Source organism: Fictibacillus sp. FJAT-27399 (assembly GCF_001510655.1).
Taxonomy (GTDB): Bacteria; Bacillota; Bacilli; order Bacillales; family Fictibacillaceae; genus Fictibacillus_C; species Fictibacillus_C marinisediminis.
Genome location: NZ_LMVC01000002.1, coordinates 946,300 through 970,812 on the forward strand (window position 1 = coordinate 946,300; position 24,513 = coordinate 970,812).

The window sequence follows — 24,513 nt, forward strand, 5'->3', positions numbered from 1 at the left end:
GATGGATCATATCCTGGATGCCATTGGTGACCTGATCCCTTTTTTAATCTTTGTGGTTGTCGGGCTGTTAGGATTAATCAAAAAAAGACTGGAGCAGAAGTTTTCAACCCCTCCAAAGCGCACGGCCAAGCCGCAAAGAAGTGCCAGCACGTTTTCTCATCCTGAGACGAAAGAATCAAAGGAAAAAGCGCCTCCGTTGTCTGAAGCGACCTACCAGCAAGCCAGAAGAAGTGCTCAGGAAACCTTTACAATAGAACCACTTAAGAGTAACCGTTATAAAGACAGAAGCAATGAGATCTTTACAGTTAAAGTAAAAAAAGAGAACATTGTGCAAGGTATCATCTGGTCAGAGGTATTGGGAAAACCAAGGGCCATCAATCCACTGCACGGAAGAAAAAAATAAGATTAGACGAAAAGGACTGCCAGATTTGGCGGTCTTTTTTTCATTTAGGTGTGATAGTTTATCCCACGTCTTCATAAAAATGAGATGAGAGGGGTGTTGCGGATGGCAAAGTTGAGACAGCAGGTAACAAAGTGGCTTGTGGAAAAATTGGATCTCCCTGCGGATGCCATGATGGATTTGCCCCGTATTACAATGATTGGCCAGTTACATATTTATATAGAAAATCACAGGGGAGTCATAGCTTTTTCAAAAGAGGAATTAAAACTCCGCTTGAAGCAGGGCAACCTCGTGATCAAGGGCCAGGATTTTGTAATTAAAACGATATTGCCGGAAGAAATTCTGCTTGAGGGCAGCATAGATGGAGTTTATTATGACAAAGCCACGTAAACCTGTGGACAGGAGGCTGTTATGAAAAAGGACTGGCTGGAACCTATAAACAGTTATGTGAAAGTTGAAATACGGGGAGAAAACATCGAAGACTTTATTAACGAATGTCTCGCTCAAAATATCTCGATATGGAACATTAGGCGGACGAATGAGAACGCCGTAACAGCTTATCTTTATACTAAGAATATTAAGGGTTTCCGGCCCCTCTTAAAACAGACAGGGTGCAAAATTCGTTTTATAGAAAAGAACGGTTTGCCGTTCTGGGCAGCCAGAATGTGGAGGAGAAACGGCCTTATCTTGGGTCTTGCAGGCTTTTTAGTCATTCTATTCCTATTATCTAACATGGTTTGGAATATTAATGTGACAGGAGCAAATCCTAAAACAGAATACCAGCTGCTAAAAGCAGCAAAAGAACTGGGCATTAAGAAAGGGAAATTTATCTTTCTCCTGCCGAATGTCAGGCAGCTTCAGCAGCAGCTAACGAACGCCATGGATAATGTGACGTGGATCGGAGTAAGCCTTAATGGGACAACCTATAACTTTCAAGTGGTGGAAAAAGAGATCCCCAAGCGGAAAGAAGCTCTATCACCAAGACATTTAGTGGCAAAAAAAGATGCTGTGATCTATGACATGTTCGTTGAAAAGGGACAACCTGTTGTGGCTCCGCATCAATTTGTTTATAAAGGGGCTCTTCTTGTCTCTGGATATATCGGTAAAGAAGGAAAAACCAAGCTTGTCACTGCAAAAGGAGTAGTCCTTGGTGAAACGTGGTATACGACCAATGTGACCATCCCGCTTGCAACGAAATTTCAGACGTATACAGGCAACACTGTGACACAGCATAAACTCCGCCTTTTTGGTCTCAGGATCCCGATTTGGGGATGGAAAGACGGGGAATATAAAACCAAAGATGTCAGTGAAAACGAAACACCTCTGAAGTTTTGGAAATGGACGCTCCCAGTCTCATATATTAAAAAAGTGATCAGGGAAACAGATGGTGTAAAAAGGGTCTATACGAAGGAAGAAGCTGTGCAAGCAGGCAGGGCCATGGCAAAAAAAGAAGTGAGAAAACTGCTTGCTCATGATGCTCAGATAAAAGAAGAGAAAATTTTGCGCCAGTCAGTATCTAATGGTAAAGTTAATTTATCGATGCACTACCAGGTAATTGAAAATATTGCATCTGAACAACCTATACTTATCCAACAAGGAGACTGAGTAGTTTGTCAGAACCCATTAAATTACAGCTATTACAACTAGAAAATCAAGGGGAAGCCCAAGCGCTTTTCGGACCTAACGATGCTTTTCTGAAGATAATTGAAGATAAGCTTGAAGTCACGATTGTCACTAGAGGTGAAGATATTTCTGTCAGTGGAACATCCGACACGGTTCAGAAAGTGGAGGATGTCTTAATCGTACTTCTAAACCTTATCCGTAAAGGGATCCATATTTCAGAAAGAGACATTGTTTATGCTGTTCAGCTTTCTGAACGGGGGATGCTTGAAGAGATCACCGAATTGTATCAGCAGGAGATTACAACCAACGTCAAAGGTAAACCAATCAGGGTAAAGACACTCGGTCAGCGCCATTACGTATCTGCGATGAAAAAAGGAGACCTCGTTTTTGGAATCGGTCCAGCAGGTACGGGTAAAACTTACTTAGCCGTTGTTATGGCTGTTGCTGCTCTAAAAGAAGGAAAAATAAAAAAGATAGTTCTTACACGGCCGGCGGTTGAAGCGGGCGAAAGCTTAGGATTCCTGCCGGGTGACTTAAAAGAAAAGGTCGATCCATATCTTCGCCCCTTGTATGATGCACTTCATGACCTTCTTGGGATGGAGCATACGGAACGGTTGCTGGAACGAGGCACGATTGAAATAGCTCCGCTTGCCTATATGAGGGGACGGACGCTGGATGAATGCTTTGTCATTTTAGATGAAGCACAGAATACATCGCCAGAACAAATGAAAATGTTTTTAACCCGTCTTGGTTTCGGCTCTAAGATGGTCATCACGGGGGATCTGACACAAATCGATCTTCCGAAAGGAAAAGAATCAGGCCTTAAAATCGCTGAACGGACGCTCAATGGTGTGCCAGGCATTCAATTTATATTCTTAAAGCAGCTGGATGTAGTAAGGCACCCGCTTGTTCAACGAATTATTTCAGCATACGAAAAGACAGAGAAGTAGAAAAAGCTTGAGGGTTTTTGAAAGAAAACCTGAATGCTTTTTCTTTTTTTGTGAAGAAAAGCGTTAGCACCCTGCAAAGGTCCGACAAGGGCTGGAACACTTACACAACAACACTCCTTTGTGTTGAGAAGTAAGAGTGAAGACGACTAAGATGAAAAGAAGATCTTACTTTTCATCTAACGAGGACCCATGCTGAAAACAGGAAAAACGTTTTCAGCTTTATGCGCCGGAGCTGGACACCACTTCAATCCATGCTGAATTTTTTATTCTTTTTCTTTGCTATCCTCTATGTCCAGTTTTTGTTAATATGAAGATAGCAATAGGAGAGACAGGCGGGGGATGGTAAGAGGTGACGAAACAGATCAAAAAACGTTTGCGAATAAAAAAGGGACTGCATAATAAATGGAATTTTTTTATGTTTGGATTGCTAGCTCTTATTATCTACGCCAGCTTGCTCAGCAATGTAACCCCTGATACGGTGGATGTTGGGCCGTACTCCATTTCCCCGCGTGATATTCAATCACCGATCACGATTGAGATGAAAGAAGAAACGCTGAAAAAGCAAAACGATGCAGCGGACAAAGTAGAGAATATTTATTCCTATGATGAAGACAGTCCGCTGAAACAGGCGGAAAAGTCCAATGAAATCTTTAAGGCTATCGAAAAGATCAACGAAGCGGAGAGCAAGAATAAAAAAGATAAAGACCCACTGACACTTGACCAGAAAATAGATCAGATCAAGGGGATGGTTGGAAACGATCAGATCTCTCCCGAAGCGTATACTGCCCTGTTTAATGCCTCTCCGTCTGAACTCAGAACCGGCAGAGACCTTGCAAGCTCAGTGATCAACGACACGCTTAAAAATAAGATCAGGGTCGATCAGATCGAATTTTTCCGTGACAGGGCAGAAGATAAAATACAGCAGAATTCAAATTTTTCGAGTTCTTTAAAAAATGCTGTTGTTGAACTGACCCGAAGCAATATCATCTCTAATTTTCTGCTGGACGTTGATAAAACGAAATTGGCGAAACAAAAAGCGATCGATGAAGCGGAACCAGTCGAGATTAAAGAAGGAGAGATCATCGTCAGAGAGGGAGACGTTGTGACTCCTGAAAAATTCAGGCAGCTTAAGCTGGTTGGGCTTCTTGATAAGGAAGTTGCGATATATCCGTATTTAGGTCTTTTACTTTTTGTTCTTATTTTAGTCATAGGCCTGTATTATTTTATTAAAGAATCTTTAAAAGCTACGGCGCCTCTGCAAAAAAAACAGATGCTGCTGTATGTCATCCTGATTACGTTTTCCTTGATCGTAATGAAACTGACAAGCTTCATTGATAAACTGGAGATCACAGGAATCTTTTTTGTGGTTCCGATCGCTGCAGGAGCTATGATGATTAAAATGCTGCTCAACGAATTTACAGCTATTCTTTCCAGTGTACTATTTGCAGTTTGCGCGACACTTATTTTTAATGAAGGATCTACCGGAACATTTAATTTTCCACTTGGCATCTACGTATTGCTCGGCTGTGTGGCAGGAATCATTTATCTGGGAAAACGGCATTTAAAATCAAGAATATTAAAGGCTGGTGTTCTCGTTTCATTTACCAATATTTTATCCATATTGATCATTCTGTTGCTTCAAAATGGAAAGTACTCTCCTGTACAGATTGGGGTGGAAATCGGATTTGGCTTTTTATCCGGATGCCTGGCATCTGTACTAGCTTTGGGGCTGATGCCGGTTTTTGAATCCTGGTTCGGCATCTTATCTACGACACGGCTGATCGAGCTTTCGAACCCTAATCACCCGCTGTTAAGGAAACTATTGATTGAAGCTCCTGGCACTTATCATCATTCTGTCATGGTGGCCAACCTTTCAGAAGCCGGCTGTGAATCCATTGGAGCTAACGGCCTTCTTGCCAGAGTAGGATCTTACTATCATGACCTCGGCAAAACAAAAAGGCCTCATTTCTTTATTGAGAACCAGATGAATATGGAGAATCCGCATGATAAACTGACACCGCAGCTTAGTAAGACCATCATTATTGCCCATCCGTATGACGGAGCAGAAATGTTGAAAGAATATAAGCTGCCTGGAGAAATTATTGATATAGCTGAACAGCATCACGGGACATCCCTGCTTCAATATTTCTACCACAAGGCAGTTGAACTGAGTAATGCCGAGATCCAGGAAACAGATTTCAGGTATCCTGGTCCGAAAGCTAAATCCAGAGAAGCCGCGGTAGTAGGAATTGCAGACGGTGTGGAAGCAGCTGTCCGTTCCCTCTCCAAACCGACACCGGTTAAAATTGAAGCCATTATCCGCAAGATTATTACTGAACGCCTTGAGGACGGGCAGTTTGATGAATGTGATCTTACGTTTAAAGAATTAAATACGGTAGCAAAGACACTCAGTGAAACATTGAACGGGATTTTTCATTCAAGAATTGAATATCCTGAGCAGCAAATTAAAAAGAAGGTGGACTTATAATGAGCTTACACATTGATTTTACAGACGAAACCGAACAAATCTCCCCAGCTCAGATCGAGGAGTTAACGAACCTTTTAAATCAGGCAGCGGTCATGGAAGACATTCCCGATGAGACTGAGCTTTCTGTTACCTTTGTAACAAACGAGCGGATCCATGAGATCAACAAACAATATCGGAACAAAGATACGCCAACAGATGTGATCTCTTTTGCGATGGAAGAAATGGGTGAGGGGGAACTGGAAATAACTGGAGATGGTTTACCGAGAATTCTTGGCGACATTATTATTTCAGCAGAGATTGCTAAAAATCAGGCAGAAGAATACGGACACTCATTCTTGAGAGAACTTGGCTTTTTGACCGTTCATGGTTTTCTTCACCTCTTAGGCTATGATCACCTGAACGAACAAGAAGAAAAGAAAATGTTCAGCAGGCAAGATGAAATTCTTAACGAATACGGTCTCAGCAGATAAGATGCGGCCATCAGCCCGCAGATTTGTTAGAAGTTTTGGATATGCCTGGGAAGGAATTAAGGCTGCAGTTAAAGGTGAGCAGAATATTAAAATTCATCTCGCAGTGAGTTGTATCGTTTTACTGGCGGCCTATGTCCTTGAATTTTCAGCTGAGAGGTTTTCCATTCTGCTGATTGTCATTGGGAATGTGATTTGTCTTGAAATCGTAAATACGGCACTTGAACGCCTCGTCGATTTGGTCACGAATGATTACCACCCGTTAGCAAAGCAGGCCAAAGATATGGCGGCGGGTGCAGTTTTGGTTTTTTCGGTGATTGCTGTTATAATCGGATTACTGCTATTTTTAAAACCTGCCTTACACTATTTCTCTTAGATATCAGCCGCTTGAAATGAGTAAAGGCTGGTGTTGAAAGGTGGAACAAGAGATGGAAAAAGAAAAACTGATTGAGGAAGCGGTTTCAGCGAGAGATTATGCTTATGTGCCTTATTCGAATTTTAAAGTGGGTGCTGCACTCTTAACAAAAGACGGCAAGGTCTATCGAGGATCCAACATTGAAAATGCTGCTTATAGTGTAACAAACTGCGCAGAACGGACAGCATTGTTCAAAGCGGTTTCTGAAGGTGATAAAGAGTTTGCTGCCATAGCTGTAGTAGCAGATACAGATCGGCCCGTTCCGCCCTGCGGAGCTTGCAGACAAGTCATATCAGAACTATGCCCGCCAGGCATGAGAGTTTATTTGACAAATTTAAAAGGAAACATCATGGAAACGACTGTGGAAGAATTGCTTCCAGGGGCGTTTTCACCGGGGGATTTGAATGAATAAAACAGGTTACAAATCAGGCTTTGTTTCTATAATCGGACGGCCGAACGTTGGGAAATCAACGTTGTTAAATCATATCATCGGCCAAAAGATCGCCATTATGAGTGACAAGCCGCAGACAACAAGGAATAAGATCCAGGGAGTGTATACAACGGATCAAGCACAAGTTATTTTTATAGACACTCCGGGTATTCATAAACCTAAGCACCGTTTAGGCGATTTTATGACAAAAATCGCTCAGCAGACATTAAGGGAAGTAGATTTGATTCTTTTTGTCATCAATGCAGAAGAGGGGTATGGCAGAGGAGATCAGTTTATCATTGATAAACTTCAGGACATCAAACAGCCGATCTTCCTTGTGATCAATAAAATTGATACGATCCACCCTGACCAGCTGCTTCCGCTGATCGACTTTTACAGAGGCAAGGTTGATGTACAGGAAGTGATTCCGATCTCTGCTCTAAAGGGCAACAACGTGAATACGCTCATGAACCAGATTACAGAATATCTGGAGGAGGGTCCGCAATATTATCCAGAAGACCAGATTACAGATCATCCTGAACGATTTATTGCCGGTGAGCTGATTCGTGAAAAAGTACTGCATCTGACGAGAGAGGAGATTCCTCACTCCATTGCTGTTGTCATTGAACAGATGCAGCGACGTGAGGACCGTGATGTGGTATTTATAAACGCCACCATCATCGTTGAACGAAAATCTCAAAAAGGGATCATCATAGGAAAACAAGGTTCGATGCTTAAAGAGGTCGGAAAACGAGCCCGTACAGATATTGAAAACTTGCTTGGATCTAAAGTTTTTCTGGAGCTTTTCGTGAAAGTACAGAATGATTGGAGAAACAAGCTGAGTAATCTAAAGGAATTCGGATTCAACGAAGACGAATATTGATCTTCCATATTTTCCTTCACATGAAAAAGATATATAAGGCAAACCTAAGGACAAGGGAGTTTTATAAAACAACTTGAAAGGTGGAGCATTCCCATGAAAGAATTTACCTGGAAGGTATTTTGCGAAACGGGCAGTATCGATACCTATTTGTTGTTTAAAGAACTTGAGGTCGACATGTCAACAAGTGTGGCTCAGCTAGAAGATCAGCAAGTGCATATTGACTCTCCCATCCAATAGGGTGCCTTCATTAATGACCTGGTGGTGGTGTAATCATGCTGCAAAAGGTTGAAGGAATTGTTATCAGAAAAGTGGACTACGGTGAAACAAACGTAATTCTTACTCTTTTTACGAGAGAAAACGGAAAAATAGGAGTTATGGCAAGAGGGGCGAAGAAACCAAAAAGTCGCCTCTCTTCTGTTGCGCAGCTCTTTACATACGGTCATTTTGTTTTTCAGCAAAGCAGGGGGCTGGGTTCTCTGAGTCAAGGTGAAATCATCGACTCGTTCAGAGGCATCAAGGAAGATTTGTTTAAAACAGCTTATTGTGCTTATATGGTTGAATTTCTTGATAAGGTGACAGAAGAGAAAAAAACTCAGCCCTATTTATTTGAACATGTTTGGCAATCTTTCAACCTTATAAATGAAGGTGCAGATCCAGAAGTTATCACGTTTATTTTTGAGATGAAAATGCTGCAGCAAGCGGGCATTGGCCCCCAAGTAAATCACTGCGCCAACTGCGGCAGAACCGAAGGGGAATTTGCCTTTTCCGTGCGGGAAGGTGGTTTTCTCTGTGACAGGTGCTATCACCTGGACCCTAACAGGATTCCGCTGACTCGACCAACTGCAAGACTCCTTCGCCTGTTTTATCATTTTGATTTAAACCGGCTTGGAAATGTATCGTTAAAAAAACAGACAAAGAACGAAATCCAGTTTATTCTATCTACCTACATTGATGAGTATTCAGGGATGTTCTTCAAATCTAAAAAGTTTTTGGATCAATTGAATAAATTTGAATAATAATGTTGCTTTTATACCTTTTAGCTTCGTTTGCTCCCTTAATTAGTATATAATGTTTAATAAAGAGTATAACACATTTCAAGTTTGCTAAGGTGGTGCGAACAATCGAACTGAATAAAAGGCAACAAACAATATTGCAGATCGTAAAAGACCATGGACCTATTACGGGGGAACATATTGCAGACCGTTTGCATTTGACAAGAGCTACGCTTAGGCCTGACCTAGCCATTTTAACGATGGCGGGTTATTTGGATGCCAGACCCCGTGTTGGCTATTTTTATACAGGCAAAACAGGCTCCCAGCTATTGACTGAAAAAATCAAGAAGATACAAGTCCATGAATTTTCATCGATCCCCGTTGTGGTTCCTGAATCTTCAACCGTATATGAAGCGATCTGTACCATGTTCCTTGAAGACGTGGGAACTTTGTTTATTGTGAATAAAAACTCTCATCTTGTTGGAGTGGTTTCAAGAAAAGACTTATTGAGAGCAAGTATGGGAAAACAGGAATTAAACGCCGTCCCTATCAACATTATTATGACCAGGATGCCGAATATCACATACTGTTTTAAAGAAGACCATTTACTGGATGTTGCCCATATTCTCATCCAAAAGCAGATTGACGGGCTGCCGGTCGTAAAAAAAGCTCCCAATGACGAAGGGTATGAAGTAGTGGGAAGAATCACGAAAACGAATATTACAAAGGCCTTTGTTGAATTGGCCAGGGATGAAATGATTATTTGATCTTCGCAATCAGGAGGTAATGATGACTGACCATATAAATCGCCCAATGATTTATGTTGTATCCGATTCTGTTGGCGAAACTGCGGAGCTTGTTGTAAAAGCCGCGGCCAGCCAATTTAATTCAACTGCCATTGAGCTTAAGCGGGTTCCATATGTAGAAGATAAGGAAACCATTAAAGAAGTAGTGGCATTAGCTAAAGAACATCAGGCTCTAATCGCGTTTACACTTGTCATACCAGAAATGAAGGAGTTTCTCCTCCAGCAGGCACTGGTTTCGGGAGTGGTTGCAGTAGATATTATCGGTCCGATGATGAACCAGATGCAGCAGCTTCTTCAGCAGGTTCCGAGATATGAGCCAGGAATTGTACATCAGCTGGATGATGATTATTTCCGGAAAGTTGAAGCCATCGAGTTTGCTGTTAAGTATGATGATGGAAGAGATCCAAGGGGAATTTTAAAAGCCGATATCGTTTTGGTAGGAGTGTCAAGGACGTCTAAAACACCTTTGTCGCAGTATCTGGCTCACAAACGACTGAAAGTGGCCAATGTTCCGCTTGTTCCTGAAGTCGAGCCACCGGAGGAATTGTTCAAAGTCTCTGCTAAAAAGTGTTTCGGTTTAAGCATCACTCCTGAAAAACTAAACGATATCCGCAGAGAAAGACTGATGGCTCTTGGGTTAAATTCTGAGGCTAATTATGCCAATATCAACCGCATCAGGCAAGAGCTTGACTATTTCACTAAAACAATAGACCGGATCGGCTGTCGGGTCATTGATGTTTCAAACAAAGCCGTAGAGGAATCAGCAAATCTCATTTATAACATTTATACGGGCAAAAACTACCGATAACCATATCGCGTACGAAATCGTTTGATTTTGTACGCTTTTTTCTGCGGAAGTTATTTTTCTGGCATTATTATAAATTTTTAGCTATAATATAAAATTGTGATTAAAAGTTAGCAATGGAACCTAGAATAGGATAAGAATGTTCTTTCCAGAGCACGGGACAGACTGATTCTATGAAACAGCATTCTTCAACAAGACGTAAAACAAAAAAAGGTTTTCTTCGACATGTTTATTTTGTAGAAGGATTCTTATGGAGGATGTAGAAATTTAATTTATGTCTAATTCAAAATCAAAAGTATGGGTAGATGGAGATGCATGCCCGGTTCCGATTAGGAATTCTATTATCGAACATTGTCGGGAATTTAATTTATCGGCATTTTTTGTCATTTCATATGCCCATTATACAGCCCCTTCACCTGGTGTAGAATGGATTCTGGTCGATGCCAACCGTGAAGAAGTAGACCTGTATTTAATGAATCATTCAATGAAAGGAGATATTGCGGTTACTCAGGATTTTGGCCTGGCCAGTATCCTGGTCCCAAAAGGTGTGATTACGTTCCATCCCCGCGGTTTTTTATACCGGGAGGAAAATATGGAAAAAATGCTTTTTGAAAGGTACATTTCCGGGAAAGAAAGAAGAGCCGGCAAACGTACAAAAGGACCAGCGAAGTTTCAGGATTCTGATCTTGAACGTTTCTCCGGACAATTTAAAAAAATGTTGTCGAATATTGAAGGATTTCAATAACTCTTAACGAATAACTATAACCTGTGTGATTTTTACATAGGAAAGTAAATAAAGCGGTGTTTAAACATGGCAGAACGAATTCCGGACGAACTGATAGAAAAAGTACGAACATCTCAAGATATTGTTGAACTAGTCAGTGACTATGTAACCTTGAAGAAACAAGGGCGCAATTATTTTGGCTTATGCCCATTTCACGGAGAGAAATCCCCTTCCTTTTCTGTTTCGCCTGATAAGCAGATCTACCACTGTTTCGGTTGCGGAGCAGGCGGTAATGCTTTCTCTTTTCTAATGAATATCGAAGGATTTTCATTTCTTGAGTCAGTGAAGCATATTGCACAGCGAACGGGAATAGATTTACCTCAACTGGAACGGCAGTCTGGAAACAGCAAATCCTCAGATAACCGGGCAGTCATGGGCGAGGCTCATGAACTTTTGGCGAAACTATTTCATCATTATCTGCTCAATACTGAGCAAGGTTTGAAAGCTCTCGACTATTTAAAGGGCAGAGGGTTTTCGGATGAAGTCATCTCCCGGTTTCAAATCGGGTTTGCACCTGATTCCTGGGATGCGGCCACCAACTTCCTCAGCAGAAGAAACTTCTCGCTGGAGCTCTCTGAAAAAGCCGGTTTGCTTGGCAAACGGGACTTTGACGGTAAATTCTTTGACCGGTTCAGAAACCGGATCATGTTTCCAATCTGGGATAAAAACGGTAAAGTCATCGGCTTTGGGGGCAGAATTTTGGACAGCGGGGAACCCAAATATTTAAACAGCCCTGAGACCTTGCTGTTTAATAAAGGCAAGAACTTGTATGCCTTGCATTTATCCCGTCCGGAAATGAGGAAAAAACAGCAGGCTGTTCTATTTGAAGGGTATGTTGATACGATTGCTGCCTGGAGAGCAGGCGTTGAAAATGGGGTGGCTACACTTGGAACTTCTTTGACAGAAGATCAGGCAAAACTGCTGAAACGAAATGTACCTTCTGTCGTTATCTGTTATGATTCGGATCATGCAGGTGTTGAAGCCTCCTTTAGAGCTTCATCGATTTTATTAAAAGCAGGATGCAATGTGAAAATTGCGAAAATGCCAGACGGTCTTGATCCCGATGACTATATCCAAAAATATGGAGCCGAGAAGTTTAACAGGGATGTAATAGGGGCAAGTTTAACCGTAATGGCTTTTAAAATTCAATATTACAGAAGAGGTAAAAATCTCAACGATGAAGGAGAACGAATGCTCTATATCGAAGAGATAATAAAGGAAATCAGCCAATTGCCTAATGCGGTTGAAAAAGACCATTATTTAAGGCAGCTTGCTGATGAATTTAACCTCTCTCTGGAAGCTCTAAAGCAGCAGCAGTTTTATACAGCTAAGCAGCAAAAGCGAAAAAAGGATAATGTTGACACAAACAGGAATAATAATCCTAGGAATAATACTTACTATAACAAACCGCTTTTGCCTGCCTATCATAATGCTGAACGGATTCTACTTGCGCATATGCTGAAAAACACAGACGTTGCCATCAGGGTTCAGGAGTTACTGGGAGCATCATTTAACATTGAAGAACACAATGCGGTTGCAGCTTATTTATATGCCTTCTATGAAGAAGGAAATTTGCCCAATGTTGGTTTGTTCCTGCAGCGCATTGAAGATGACAGGTTAAAAAAGATTGCTTCCGAGCTGGCGATGCTGACTGTCAATGAACATCTTTCCGATAAGGAAATGAGTGATTATATAAGACAGATCACCAACTATCCTAAATGGCTGGTGATACAGGGTAAAGAAAAGCACAAAAAGGAAGCGGAACGCGGGCAGGATTTTGCCAGGGCGGCCCAAATAGCAATGGAGATACTTCAAATGAAAAAAGAATTAAAAGGCTGATTATTTTTTTGTTGAAGTGTGGAAGGAGGGGATCGAATGGCTGAGAAACCAAACCGTCGCGAGACGGAGGGCGAATTAACCATCGATCAAGTAAAAGAGCAATTAATTGAAGCAGGGAAAAAGAATGGTGCGCTGACCTATACGGTCATTACCAACAAACTAGCGCCTTTTGATCAGGATTCAGAGCAAATGGATGAGTTCTACAACTTCCTTGAAGAACAGGGTGTAGAAGTAACCGATGAATCTGATTCTGATGAAGAAGAGCCTAAATTTGAAGCAGGCAAGGAAGAAGAAGAGTTTGACCTCAACGATCTCAGCGTTCCTCCAGGGGTGAAAATTAATGACCCTGTCCGAATGTACTTAAAAGAGATCGGCCGCGTGGATCTTCTTTCTGCAGAAGAAGAAATTTCCCTTGCTAAACGAATCGAAGAAGGTGACGAAGAAGCAAAACGCCGCCTTGCTGAAGCGAACCTTAGGCTGGTTGTAAGTATTGCAAAGCGTTACGTAGGCCGCGGGATGCTCTTCCTTGATCTTATTCAGGAAGGCAACATGGGACTTATTAAAGCGGTTGAGAAGTTTGATTACCGTAAAGGCTATAAGTTCAGTACGTATGCCACATGGTGGATCAGACAGGCTATAACACGAGCTATCGCTGACCAGGCAAGAACCATCCGTATTCCTGTTCATATGGTAGAGACAATAAATAAATTGATCCGCGTCCAGAGGCAGCTACTGCAAGACTTGGGCCGCGAACCGACGCCTGAAGAAATTGGTGCGGAAATGGATCTCACTCCGGACAAAGTACGCGAAATCCTGAAGATCGCCCAGGAACCTGTTTCTCTTGAAACACCAATTGGTGAAGAAGACGATTCTCACCTTGGTGACTTCATTGAAGACCAGGACGCACTAGCTCCTTCTGAAGCTGCAGCTTATGAGCTGTTAAAAGAGCAGCTCGAAGATGTACTCGATACCCTCACCGACAGAGAAGAGAATGTTTTGCGTTTAAGATTCGGTCTTGATGACGGCCGTACACGTACTCTGGAAGAAGTTGGGAAAGTCTTCGGAGTAACCCGTGAACGGATCCGCCAAATCGAAGCTAAAGCACTTCGTAAACTCCGCCATCCAAGCAGAAGCAAGAGATTGAAGGATTTCTTGGAATAAAATAGATCAGTGATAAAGTCTGCCCTTGCCGGCAGGCTTTTTTATTTTGCTCAATGATTTATTGAACGAACGCAGGAAAATAGAACATAATAACATTTTTACCAGTTATTATTATCCATTTTACTGATAAATTTTGCTGAATGCAAATCACCCTGATAAAAAAGGACTTCCAAAAGAAGGGAAAATAAACGTAAAAATAATAATGTTAATGTTGTAAAAATTCTGCCTTTATATCTATAATAAACTTGAAAGCGATTACACACAATGGTGAAATTATACAAAAGGTGGGGTCATCCATGAATTACGCATTGACAGATGAGCAAGCAATGATACAAAAAATGATGAGGGAATTTGCTGATGAAGAAGTTGCGCCTGGCGCAGAACAGAGGGACAAAGAAAAAAAGTTTCCTGTTGAAATTTTTCAGAAGCTAGGGAAGCTGGGAATCATGGGCTTGCCTTTCCCTGAAGAATATGGCGGCGGAGGGGCAGATACCATTTCTTTTGCGATCGCAGTAGAAGAACTAAGCCGAGCATGCGGTTCTGCCGGTATCACGTATTCGGCACATGTTTCTCTTGGCGGAGCTCCCCTCTATTTGTTTGGAACAGAAGAGCAGAAGCAAAAATATCTTGTGCCAATCTGTACAGGAGAATCGATGGGTGCTTTTGGTCTGACTGAACCGAACGCTGGCTCAGATGCTGGGGGAACACAAACAACCGCTGTGAAACAAGGCAATCAATGGGTGATCAGCGGAAGCAAGTGCTACATTACAAATGCAAGCTATGCCAAGCATCTCGCACTGACAGCAATTACAGGGAAAAATGACGGCAAGAAAGAGATCAGTGCCATTATTGTTCCAACTGACTCTGAAGGTTTTAAAGTGATCGATAACTATGAGAAACTGGGGCTTCATTCTTCAAACACTACTGAATTAATCCTTGACCAAGTAAAAGTTCCAGAGGAGAATTTGCTCGGACAGCGTGGAGATGGTTTTAAGCAATTTCTGATCACGCTTGACGGCGGACGTATTGGTATAGGTGCGATGGCAGTAGGCATTGCACAGGCTGCCTATGACAAGGCTCTTGCTTATTCTAAAGAGAGAAAGCAGTTTGGGACCGCTCTTTCTAAATTTCAGGCGATTCAATTCAAACTTGCTGACATGGCAATGAAGATTGAACTGGCGAGGAACATGGTATACAAAGCCGCCTGGTTAAAAGACCAAGGGAAAAGGTTTTCCAAAGAAGCAGCAATGGCGAAGCTTTACGCTTCAGAGGCTTGCATGCAGATCTGTTCGGAAGCGGTTCAGATTCACGGTGGTTACGGGTACATGAGAGACTATCATGTAGAGCGCTATTTCCGTGATGCTAAGCTGACTGAAATCGGTGAAGGAACGTCTGAGATTCAAAGAATGGTAATATCCAGAGAAATCGGCTGTTAATTCTAAAGAATGGGGTGAATTATGACAGAGCTGCAATCCGTAACTATTGGAAAATATCTTGAAGAGCAAGTGAAGAAATTCGGCTCTCGTGAAGCTGTTGTATACAGCAATTTAGGAATCCGGTATTCCTATAAAAAATTTTACGATTTAACTGCGAAAGTAGCTAAAGGATTAATGTCACTCGGTATTAAAAAGGGAGATCATATTGCAGTCTGGGCAACCAATGTGCCGGAATGGATATTGCTGCAATTCGGCTCAGCAAGAGCGGGGGCGGTATTAGTAACGGTAAATACCAGCTACCAGCAGACTGAACTGGAATACCTCCTAAAACAGTCAGATTCAAAAGCCTTATTTCTCATAGAGGGCTTCAAAAACACGTCCTATGTACAAATGGCTCAGGCTGTTCAATCCAAAAACGAACAATTCCCTCTGCTGGATCAATTCATTTATATAGGCAATGGCCAGCCAGAAGGGATGTCAAACTGGGAAGAGATGCTTCGTTCAGGAGAAAACATTTCCGATGAGGAACTCCTAGAGAGAGAAAAATGCCTGGAGCCTTCAGATGTCATTAACATGCAGTACACGTCAGGCACGACTGGTTTTCCAAAAGGGGTCATGCTGACGCATAGTAATATTCTTGGAAACGCTCATCGTTTGGCGGCAGCCATGAGGTTAACTGAACAGGACCGTCTATGTATTCCGGTACCGTTCTTTCACTGCTTTGGGTGTGTGATCGGAACGTTAACAGCAGTTTCCGCTGGAGCAGCTATGGTACCTATCGTTCAATTCAGTGCAAAGGAAGTCCTGGAGACCGTCGAAAAGGAAAAATGCACGGCGCTTCACGGTGTACCTACAATGTTCATTGCAGAGCTGAATTATGAAAATTTCCAGCAGTACGATTTAAGTTCGCTTCGGACAGGAGTGATGGCAGGATCTACTTGTCCAATTGAAGTCATGAAGAATGTCATCAGTAAAATGGGAATGTCAGAAATCACAATTGCTTATGGACAAACAGAAACCTCGCCGGTCTTTACTCAAACGACACCTGATGATCCTATTGAAAAGAGGGTGGAGACGGTTGGGAAAAAGCACCCGGGTGTTAAAATCAAAGTTATCGATCCTGCAACAGGCAAGACGGTACCTTTTGGAGAACAGGGGGAACTCTGTACAAGAGGCTACCACGTGATGAAAGGATATTATAAGATGCCTGATGCGACCAGAGATGCGATTGATCAGGAGGGCTGGCTCCATACCGGTGATCTGGCTGTGATGGACGATGAGGGCTACGTGGCCATCACAGGCCGTTTGAAGGATATGATCATCCGCGGCGGTGAAAACATTTACCCGCGAGAAGTCGAAGAATTTTTATATTCGCATCCTTCAATTCTCGATGTTCAGGTGATCGGAGTTCCGGACGAAACATTTGGAGAAAAAGTGGCTGCCTGCATCCAGCTAAAAGAGGGGCATAGTATTGGGAAAGAAGAACTGGCTGCCTATTGCCAAGGAAAGATATCCAAGTTCAAAATTCCTGAATACATGATTTTTGTAGACGAATATCCAATGACGGCATCTGGTAAAATTCAAAAGTATAAATTGCGTGAGGAGGCTAAAAAGCAAATTGAAGCAGAACAAGGTATAGTGACCTGATCGTCCGCAACTGCGGGCGTTTTTTCTTTGCTGCATCAGGTGATCATTTAATATGAAATCCATACACTATGTTTAATTCCAAGTTTGAAGGCTTTTTACAAAACTAGTAAAAGTTTAACTTTCTCTTTCCTTCGACTCTTTTTTCAAGTAAAATAGGATATGGATTGTTAGCACTTACATAAGCAGGCAAAATGTACATCAAATGTATAACAGATGAAGGAGGAAAAATGATGAAACGTAATCCGCTTATTCCTTTTATCTTTACAGGAGTAATTGGCATTATTCTCATTATCGGCATGTCATTTTGGGGAATACATAATCAGGAACAAGCGAAAAAGGAAAAAGAACAGGCTGCACTTGATCCTGCAGCAATTTTTAAACAAAACTGTTCTTCCTGCCATGGCCAAAACCTGGAAGGCGCGGTTGGTCCTAACCTTCAAAAAGTCGGAGCCAAATATTCAAAAGAGCAAATCACTAATATTCTTAAAAATGGTAAACCTGGCGGAATGCCCGCTGGTGTCGTAAAAGGCGAAGAGCAACAAATCATTGCAAAATGGCTTTCAGAGAAAAAATAAAAGAAGCTGACTTCAATCAACAGCCTTATGGCGTTATGATTGAGTCGGCTTTTTTACTTTTTTCCTGTGACATGATAATAATAAGTAGTACGATAATAAAAACAGGTGGATAAAAATGAAACGAGATAACCTTTCCTTAAGACTTAAAACAGTAGCAAATTATGTGCACCGGGAGGCAGTGATAGCTGATATTGGTTCGGATCATGCCTACCTTCCATGCTATTTAGTACTTGAACACCAAGTTGTATATGCGATTGCGGGTGAAGTAAATGAGGGTCCCTATCAATCAGCATTAAAAGAAGTACAATCAGCGAACCTCCAGACTAAAATATCAGTCCGCAAAGGAGACGGTCTTGAAGTGATCTCTCCCAACGAAACGGATGTAATCACCATTTGCGGAATGGGCGGTCAACTGATTGCCAGTATTTTAGAAAAAGGGAAATCCAAGCTGGAAGGTGTTAAAAGACTAATATTGCAGCCGAATGTAGGTGCAGACTCGGTCAGAATTTGGCTTAAAAATGAAGGATGGACCTTAACTCAGGAGGAAATTTTAAAAGAAGACGGCAAGATTTATGAAGTACTGGTGGCAGATCTCCAAGAAGGGAACCAGCCATATACTGAGAATGAAACGCTTGAACTATTGCTGGGCCCTTTTTTGATGAAGCAAAAGAATGAGGCATTCATTGAAAAATGGAGAGGCGAGCTTGAGCAGTGGACCAAAATCCTTCAGCAAATGGAATCAAGCCAATCTCCTGATTCGATGGAGCGAAAACGGCAATTGATGAAAAGAATAGAATCCGTAAAGAAGGAGCTGGAATCGTGAATAAATACGCAAACGGGCACTCGGTCATTGGTGAGCTGCATGCCTTGGCACCAAAACATCTTGCGGAAGAAGGAGACCCGATCGGATTGCAGGTCGGAAATTTGAACAAGCCTGTAAAAAAAGTCATGATTGCCCTGGATGTATTGGAAGAAGTAGTGGATGAAGCGATTGAAAAAGGAGCGGAATTGATCATCGCCCATCACCCGATGATTTACCGACCGCTGAAAAAAATTGATCTCTCCATGCCGCAGGGAAGAATGATTGAAAAGCTCATTAAAAATGACATAGCAGTATACGCAGCACACACGAATCTGGATGTAGCGAAGGGCGGAGTGAACGACTGGCTGGCTGAGGCCTTGCACCTCGAACAGACAGAAGTTCTTAAAGGCACCAAAGAGATATCCCTTGTCAAACTTGCGGTATATGTGCCGGAAGAACAGGCGGATACTGTCAGAGAAGCCATGGCCGCTGCAGGAGCAGGTCATATCGGTCAATATAGCCATTGTACGTTTAATACGTCAGGTGAAGGTACCTTCAAGCCTCTTGAGGGGACAAATCCTTTTATCGGCACGAAAGGAAAGATTGAAAGGGTAAATGAAATCAAAATAGAAACGGTGATTTCTGAAGACCTGGTGAAACAAGTCATATCCTCCATGAAGAAAGCTCATCCCTATGAAGAGGTGGCTTATGATCTGTATGAACTGAAAAACGAAAGAGAAACCCTCGGGATTGGAAAGATTGGCCGTCTTGCGGAAGAAATGCCGTTTGAAGATTTTATCCAGCACGTTAAACAAACATTGGATGTACCAGCCTTGCGTGCGGTGAAAGGGCACTCGAGGCCAGTCAGAAAGGTTGCTGTGGTAGGCGGTGATGGAAACAAGTTCATATCTGCTGCCATCATGAAGGGGGCAGATGTGCTCGTAACAGGGGATATGTATTATCATAATGCCCATGATGCCCAGGCAGCAGGCTTGTCCATAATCGATCCCGGACATAATGTGGAGAAGATCATGAAAACAGGACTCTCTAATTTTTTATCAGTAGAATTGAAAAAAAAGGGCTACACTACCAAAGTCATTTCTTCTGCAGTTCATACCGATCCATTTCTTTTCTATTAAGCTCAGATAGTCAATGTTGTTCTTTTTGGGTGGGGTGTGATTGAACCGCCCTCTGAAACGCTGATAAGCCGGCTATCACCCCTTAATATTGAAAAAAAGACTTGAGGGTCTCTTTTAATCATCAGTATGCGATGTTCAATAGGATAGAAAAACAACAATATGCTTTAACAAAGCCAATTATTAAAAATAAAAGGGGCTGTCCAAGAAGTCTGTAAGCTGTTGATTTCCGTTCCAGGCTGCTCGCTTTCCGCGGGGCGTGCGGTGAGCCTTACCGGCGTGAACGCCTACTTTTTGGTGCTAGCACCGGCGGGAGTCTCACCTGTCACGCTAGTCCCGCAGGAGTCTCGCATCTTCCACTTCAATTAACTTTTCATTGAAGATTTTTCAAGCCAAAAAGGGGCTGCCTGAAGGTCAATTTTCGACTTTCTGGACAGCCNCATCTTCCACTTCAATTAACTTTTCATTGAAGATTTTTCAAGCCAAAAAGGGGCTGCCTGAAGGTCAATTTTCGACTTTCTGGACAGCCCCTTTTTATTATTGCTTCGTTTTTACTTTTGGCAAGATCTTGCTTAAGCTTACTTTTCTTTCTTTTTCCCAAGTCGAAGGATCTTTATCGTCATATTGCTCTAAAAAAGAGATAACTTCCTTCGTGATGGGGGTAGGGGTGGAGGCGCCGGATGTGATGCCGACGATGTTCACATCTTTAAGCCAATCCAGTTCAATTTCAGTGACATCGGCAATACGGTAAGCTGGTGTTCCTGCAATTTCCTGTGAAACTTGTGCCAGACGGTTCGAATTGTTGCTTTTCGGATCGCCTACAACAAGAACAAGATCACATTCTTTTGCCTGCTCTGCAACAGCTTCTTGTCGGACCTGTGTAGCCAAACAGATTTCTTTATGAACCTCGGCGTTAGGGTATTTTATCAGCAGCTGTTTAATGATCTCAGCTACATCCCACTGGCTCATCGTCGTCTGATTCGTAATAAGAATCTTGGCGTTCTCAATCGTCAGGTTGGCAATGTCCTGCGTATTTTCAATCAAATGAACCGCATGGGGAGCGATGCCAATCGCACCTTCCGGCTCAGGGTGTCCCTTTTTGCCAATATAAATGACTACATATCCTTCTTTTTCTTTTTCCCGGATTAAGTCATGTGTTTTGGTAACATCTGGACACGTTGCATCAATTTCGATCAGCCCTTTTTCATGAGCGATGCGTCTCACTTCTGGAGATACTCCATGAGCTGTGTAAATAACAGTGCCCGACTCAATGTTGCGGATGATGTCCAAACGGCTCTTCCCATCCAGCGTAATAATTCCCTCTTCTTCAAAAGCATCGGTAACATGTTTATTATGAACAATCATGCCCAAAATATAGATAGGCCGGGGCAATGATGGATCTTTAGCCGCCTGTCTTGCTAATACCATGGCATCAACTACGCCATAGCAATAACCTCGAGGAGATATTCTAACAACCTTCATTTTCATCTCTCCCTTATAAACTAAAAAGATCGGCTGTTCAGATGAAATGGTCTGAACACCTCTTCCCATTATAAAGGAGAGCGTATAAGAAAACAATGAAGCGGACTTTGAGCTAAATGAACAGCTTTGGTGGAGGCTGCAGGCGTGTGACCGGTCTTTTACTCGATGATTTCGGCGGCTTTCCAACATTTTTTACTTTTCTGGCTGCAGGACCGATAATAATTTTAGCGTCTTCTGGAGTGCCTGCCGGTATATCATAAGGAAAGCTGCTTTCTTCCAGCATCTCGCTGTCTACTGCAACTTTTACAGGCTTAGCTTCAGTTTTGGGTTTCTCTTTCTTTTTAGGTTTGCTTTGAGGAGCTGCTTCTTTTTTTGCTTTTGTTCTTTCGTCTCTGGCTTCTTTTTTTTCTTTTATCGTTTTGTTTGTGTTATCTCTAAATTCTTTTAAGGACTTCATCATGTCCGGTAGATTTTTTACCATTGGCCCGTACTGTTTTACCATGGGACCCATTGTTTCAGCAACCTGCAGCATTTTTTGAACGTTTTCCACCATGGTCAGAACGTTCAACGGCGATCTGGCCGCACCGCCTAGACCGGCTAGAGACCGCATGCCCGCTGGAGGAGTGAATCGCTGTCCAGGCGGTATACCCGCCGATCGTCCGCGCTGAGGACCTATAGGGGGATATGGATGCATTGTTTGACCCTCCCTTCAGAAAAATACCCTTCACTTAAAGATATGAAAGTCTGGCTCAAAGGTGTGCGGATGTCTTGGCAAAACGGCAGATCTTCATAGCTAATTTTCAAGACTTCATCTATAATACTAAAAGTAGACAATACAAATGGAAAAAAGTCAGGTGATAAAAAATGAAAACAGCGTTTGACCGTTTAAATATAAAACCGTTTTTATTAAACGCAATGATCGAGCAAGGATTCAAAAAACCGACAGATATTCAGGAGCGAGTTGTTCCGGGAATTCTGAACGGTTATGACATTATCGGACAGTCACAGACCGGTTCAGGTAAAACTTTAGCTTTCCTTTTGCCGGTACTGAATAAGATCAATACCGAAAAAAATGAAATTCAAGCAATCATCACGGCGCCTACCCGTGAACTCGCACAGCAGATCTTTGAGGAGTATGAAAAGCTGTCAGAATACTTTCCTGAAGATGATTTCATCCGTGCGAAGACAGTCGTTGGTGGAACCGACCGAAAAAGAATGGCTGACCGTCTGAAGAATGCCCCGCATTTGATCATCGGTACACCGGGGCGCATTAAAGACTTGGTGAACAATGAAGGAATCAATATCTTTTCGGCAACGATGCTTGTTGTTGATGAAGCTGATCAAATGCTCGATATGGGATTCATTGAAGACGTCGACCAAGTGGCAGCACGTATGGCAACAAAAATTCAAATGCTTGTGTTTTCCGCGACAATCCCGGAAAAGCTGCAGCCGCTGCTTAAAAAATATATGAATAATCCGCGCCATGTTCATGTGAGCCCTGAACAGGCGACAGCGAAAGAAATCAAACATGTTTTGATTCCGCTAAAGCATAAGGACAAAATAAAGACTTTGATCGAAGTTGCAAAAGCTTATAATCCTTATCTTTGTTTAATCTTCGTCAACACGAAGAAAACAGCAGATGAAGTAGCGGACGCCATGCTCGCAGAAGGCATGAATGCCGAGCGGCTGCACGGCGATGTTCCTCCGCGTGAACGGAAGAATATCATGAAACGAGTGCAGAAAGCTGAGTTTCAATATGTCGTAGCGACTGACTTGGCAGCGAGGGGCATTGATATTAAAGGGGTAAGTCATATCATTAACTTCGAGCTCCCAGCCGATTTGGATTATTATATCCATCGTACAGGCCGGACAGGCCGTGCTGGAATGTCAGGCATCGCGGCAACCCTCATTGAACCGTCTGATCAGCTAGCTATTCAAAAACTGCAGAATCGTAAAATTTTGTTTGTTCAAGAAGAGCTGAAGAACGGGGAATGGAAAGAGGTGCCCCTTCGAATAAGAAAGGCCGCTGTCCAAAAAGGAAGCTCAGGAGTAAGTGTACAGAAACCTAAAAAAGTGAAGCCAGGCTATAAAAAGAAGATGGCAGAAGAAAAACGCAGAATGGAAAAAAAGCAAAATCGCAATAAAAGATAATCATCAAGGTTAGAGAAGGAGATCAAGTATGCTGAAACTAGGATCACACGTATCAATGAGCGGAAAGAAAATGCTTCTTGGGGCAAGTGAAGAAGCAGCTTCCTATGGAGCCAATACTTTCATGGTTTATACTGGTGCGCCTCAGAATACCCGCAGAAAAAAGATTGAAGATCTGAACATTGAAGCGGGTATCAAGCATATGCAAGAAAATGGCATGACAGAATTGGTCGTGCACGCACCATACATCATTAACATCGGAAACTCAGTCAAACCGGAAACTTTCCAGCTGGGCGTTGACTTTCTTACTTCTGAGATCGAACGTACAGCTGCCATTGGCGGAAAGCAAATCGTTCTTCATCCCGGAGCCCATGTTGGTGCGGGAACAGAAGATGGGATCAAGAAAATTATTGAAGGTTTGAATGAGGTGCTGACACCTGAACAAAATGTTCAGATTGCACTGGAGACTATGGCAGGAAAGGGTTCGGAATGCGGCTGTACGTTTGAAGAATTGGCCTCTATCTTTGATGGGGTTCACCTTAACGATAAGCTTTCCATCTGCTTTGATACTTGTCATACGCATGACTCTGGATATGATATCATCAATGATTTTGATGGAGTGCTGAACACATTTGACAAATTGATCGGCCTTGATCGTCTGAAGGTTCTTCATATCAATGACAGCAAGAATGAGCGCGGCGCCCGAAAGGACCGCCACGAGAACATCGGATTCGGAAAGATCGGTTTTGATGCATTAAACTATATCGTCCACCATCCGCAGCTTGGCGATGTCCCTAAAATATTAGAGACACCTTATGTTGGAACAGATAAGAACAATAAAAAACCTCCATATCAACTGGAGATCGAAATGCTGAAGAATAAAGAGTTTGTTCCGACTTTGCAGGAACAGCTCCTAACTGTATAAAAAAAGAGGCGGAAAAACGCCTCTTTTTTATCTGTTTAAATAATTGTTGATTAAGTATTGGATGTAATTTGCTTTCTCGCGGCTCACTTCTGCGGCAATCGCTTCAATGATTTCTGCACGCTGGGCAGCATTTGTTATGTTAATGTTGTATCTTCTTAAAATCCCGATCACTTTATTGGCTTCCTGCATGGAAACCGGAAACTGATACTGTCCTGCCAATTGAACGAGTTCCTGGGCAGTAAGCTGATTTAATTTCGAGTTGACCATGTGGACCATAAAAGGATTCATTTTATCCCCTCCTATTCACCCTATCCTATGA

The 24,513-nt window shown here is 42.4% G+C and carries 27 protein-coding genes; 24 read left to right on the plus strand and 3 right to left on the minus strand.

The window, feature by feature from the left end:
• The first annotated feature begins 1 nt into the window (after nt 1).
• The 22 genes from AR335_RS09715 (at nt 2) to AR335_RS23920 (ending at nt 20,008) form a co-directional block, all read left to right on the plus strand.
• The gene (locus AR335_RS09715) at nt 2-403 is read left to right on the plus strand and encodes a hypothetical protein (protein WP_062234871.1); all 402 of its coding nucleotides are present in this window, start codon (nt 2-4) and stop codon (nt 401-403) included.
• Nucleotides 404-505: 102 nt separating this feature from the next.
• Entirely contained in the window at nt 506-790 is a 285-nt protein-coding gene (gene yqfC / locus AR335_RS09720; protein ID WP_062234874.1) for a sporulation protein YqfC, read from the plus strand.
• Between the two features lie 21 nt (nt 791-811).
• Complete coding sequence (yqfD, locus tag AR335_RS09725; protein ID WP_062234875.1) at nt 812-2,005, plus strand: sporulation protein YqfD; 1,194 nt, start codon at nt 812-814, stop codon at nt 2,003-2,005.
• Between the two features lie 5 nt (nt 2,006-2,010).
• Entirely contained in the window at nt 2,011-2,973 is a 963-nt protein-coding gene (locus AR335_RS09730; protein ID WP_062234878.1) for a PhoH family protein, read from the plus strand.
• A 349-nt stretch (nt 2,974-3,322) separates the two neighbouring features.
• Nucleotides 3,323-5,461, plus strand: coding sequence for an HD family phosphohydrolase (locus tag AR335_RS09735; protein WP_062234880.1), 2,139 nt, complete (start codon nt 3,323-3,325; stop codon nt 5,459-5,461).
• Complete coding sequence (gene ybeY, locus AR335_RS09740) at nt 5,461-5,931, plus strand: rRNA maturation RNase YbeY (protein ID WP_062234884.1); 471 nt, start codon at nt 5,461-5,463, stop codon at nt 5,929-5,931. Before AR335_RS09735 ends, ybeY begins: the two co-directional genes overlap by 1 nt.
• The gene (locus AR335_RS09745; protein WP_304438384.1) at nt 5,897-6,304 is read left to right on the plus strand and encodes a diacylglycerol kinase family protein; all 408 of its coding nucleotides are present in this window, start codon (nt 5,897-5,899) and stop codon (nt 6,302-6,304) included. Before ybeY ends, AR335_RS09745 begins: the two co-directional genes overlap by 35 nt.
• 52 nt (nt 6,305-6,356) lie before the next feature.
• The gene (locus AR335_RS09750) at nt 6,357-6,755 is read left to right on the plus strand and encodes a cytidine deaminase (RefSeq protein WP_062234887.1); all 399 of its coding nucleotides are present in this window, start codon (nt 6,357-6,359) and stop codon (nt 6,753-6,755) included.
• Nucleotides 6,748-7,656 (plus strand): GTPase Era, encoded by a 909-nt coding sequence (gene era / locus AR335_RS09755; RefSeq protein ID WP_062234891.1) that lies wholly within the window; start codon nt 6,748-6,750, stop codon nt 7,654-7,656. The genes AR335_RS09750 and era overlap by 8 nt, the downstream gene beginning before the upstream one ends.
• Before the next feature lie 93 nt (nt 7,657-7,749).
• On the plus strand, nt 7,750-7,893 hold the full coding sequence (locus tag AR335_RS23120; RefSeq protein WP_082683434.1) for a YqzL family protein: 144 nt from the start codon (nt 7,750-7,752) through the stop codon (nt 7,891-7,893).
• A gap of 35 nt (nt 7,894-7,928) precedes the next feature.
• Nucleotides 7,929-8,672 carry a DNA repair protein RecO gene (gene recO / locus AR335_RS09760; protein WP_062234894.1) on the plus strand — a complete coding sequence of 248 codons (744 nt, stop codon included), beginning with the start codon at nt 7,929-7,931 and terminating at the stop codon, nt 8,670-8,672.
• 92 nt (nt 8,673-8,764) lie between these two features.
• Nucleotides 8,765-9,415 (plus strand): helix-turn-helix transcriptional regulator, encoded by a 651-nt coding sequence (locus AR335_RS09765; protein ID WP_082316198.1) that lies wholly within the window; start codon nt 8,765-8,767, stop codon nt 9,413-9,415.
• Nucleotides 9,416-9,437: 22 nt separating this feature from the next.
• Nucleotides 9,438-10,262 carry a pyruvate, water dikinase regulatory protein gene (locus tag AR335_RS09770; protein ID WP_175501848.1) on the plus strand — a complete coding sequence of 275 codons (825 nt, stop codon included), beginning with the start codon at nt 9,438-9,440 and terminating at the stop codon, nt 10,260-10,262.
• A 271-nt stretch (nt 10,263-10,533) separates the two neighbouring features.
• Nucleotides 10,534-11,004 carry a YaiI/YqxD family protein gene (locus AR335_RS09775; protein WP_082683435.1) on the plus strand — a complete coding sequence of 157 codons (471 nt, stop codon included), beginning with the start codon at nt 10,534-10,536 and terminating at the stop codon, nt 11,002-11,004.
• A gap of 66 nt (nt 11,005-11,070) precedes the next feature.
• Nucleotides 11,071-12,882: a DNA primase gene (dnaG, locus tag AR335_RS09780; RefSeq protein ID WP_062234897.1), complete on the plus strand. Its 1,812-nt coding sequence runs from the start codon at nt 11,071-11,073 to the stop codon at nt 12,880-12,882.
• Between the two features lie 36 nt (nt 12,883-12,918).
• Nucleotides 12,919-14,043, plus strand: a complete 1,125-nt coding sequence (gene rpoD / locus AR335_RS09785; RefSeq protein ID WP_053357843.1) for an RNA polymerase sigma factor RpoD — start codon at nt 12,919-12,921, stop codon at nt 14,041-14,043.
• A 296-nt stretch (nt 14,044-14,339) separates the two neighbouring features.
• Nucleotides 14,340-15,479, plus strand: a complete 1,140-nt coding sequence (locus AR335_RS09790; RefSeq protein WP_062234899.1) for an acyl-CoA dehydrogenase — start codon at nt 14,340-14,342, stop codon at nt 15,477-15,479.
• Nucleotides 15,480-15,500: 21 nt separating this feature from the next.
• Nucleotides 15,501-17,126 (plus strand): AMP-binding protein, encoded by a 1,626-nt coding sequence (locus AR335_RS09795; RefSeq protein ID WP_062234902.1) that lies wholly within the window; start codon nt 15,501-15,503, stop codon nt 17,124-17,126.
• Between the two features lie 230 nt (nt 17,127-17,356).
• On the plus strand, nt 17,357-17,701 hold the full coding sequence (gene cccA / locus AR335_RS09800; protein ID WP_053357846.1) for a cytochrome c550: 345 nt from the start codon (nt 17,357-17,359) through the stop codon (nt 17,699-17,701).
• Between the two features lie 115 nt (nt 17,702-17,816).
• Nucleotides 17,817-18,524, plus strand: a complete 708-nt coding sequence (locus AR335_RS09805) for a tRNA (adenine(22)-N(1))-methyltransferase (protein WP_062234905.1) — start codon at nt 17,817-17,819, stop codon at nt 18,522-18,524.
• Entirely contained in the window at nt 18,521-19,642 is a 1,122-nt protein-coding gene (locus AR335_RS09810) for a Nif3-like dinuclear metal center hexameric protein (protein WP_062234908.1), read from the plus strand. Before AR335_RS09805 ends, AR335_RS09810 begins: the two co-directional genes overlap by 4 nt.
• 219 nt (nt 19,643-19,861) lie before the next feature.
• Nucleotides 19,862-20,008, plus strand: a complete 147-nt coding sequence (locus tag AR335_RS23920; RefSeq protein WP_156418919.1) for a hypothetical protein — start codon at nt 19,862-19,864, stop codon at nt 20,006-20,008.
• A 168-nt stretch (nt 20,009-20,176) separates the two neighbouring features.
• On the opposite strand, the gene AR335_RS09815 is transcribed toward AR335_RS23920, so the two are convergent.
• The gene (locus AR335_RS09815; RefSeq protein ID WP_062234911.1) at nt 20,177-21,121 is read right to left on the minus strand and encodes a 4-hydroxy-3-methylbut-2-enyl diphosphate reductase; all 945 of its coding nucleotides are present in this window, start codon (nt 21,119-21,121) and stop codon (nt 20,177-20,179) included.
• A 112-nt stretch (nt 21,122-21,233) separates the two neighbouring features.
• Nucleotides 21,234-21,815: a VrrA/YqfQ family protein gene (gene vrrA, locus AR335_RS09820; RefSeq protein WP_062234914.1), complete on the minus strand. Its 582-nt coding sequence runs from the start codon at nt 21,813-21,815 to the stop codon at nt 21,234-21,236.
• A gap of 170 nt (nt 21,816-21,985) precedes the next feature.
• Here vrrA and AR335_RS09825 point away from each other — a divergent pair, with 170 nt between their 5' ends.
• Together AR335_RS09825 and AR335_RS09830 are read left to right on the plus strand one after the other, a co-directional pair.
• Nucleotides 21,986-23,272 (plus strand): DEAD/DEAH box helicase, encoded by a 1,287-nt coding sequence (locus tag AR335_RS09825; RefSeq protein ID WP_062234917.1) that lies wholly within the window; start codon nt 21,986-21,988, stop codon nt 23,270-23,272.
• Nucleotides 23,273-23,300: 28 nt separating this feature from the next.
• On the plus strand, nt 23,301-24,194 hold the full coding sequence (locus AR335_RS09830; protein ID WP_062234920.1) for a deoxyribonuclease IV: 894 nt from the start codon (nt 23,301-23,303) through the stop codon (nt 24,192-24,194).
• A gap of 27 nt (nt 24,195-24,221) precedes the next feature.
• On the opposite strand, the gene AR335_RS09835 is transcribed toward AR335_RS09830, so the two are convergent.
• Nucleotides 24,222-24,482: a DUF2624 family protein gene (locus AR335_RS09835; protein ID WP_053357853.1), complete on the minus strand. Its 261-nt coding sequence runs from the start codon at nt 24,480-24,482 to the stop codon at nt 24,222-24,224.
• Nucleotides 24,483-24,513: the final 31 nt, after the last annotated feature.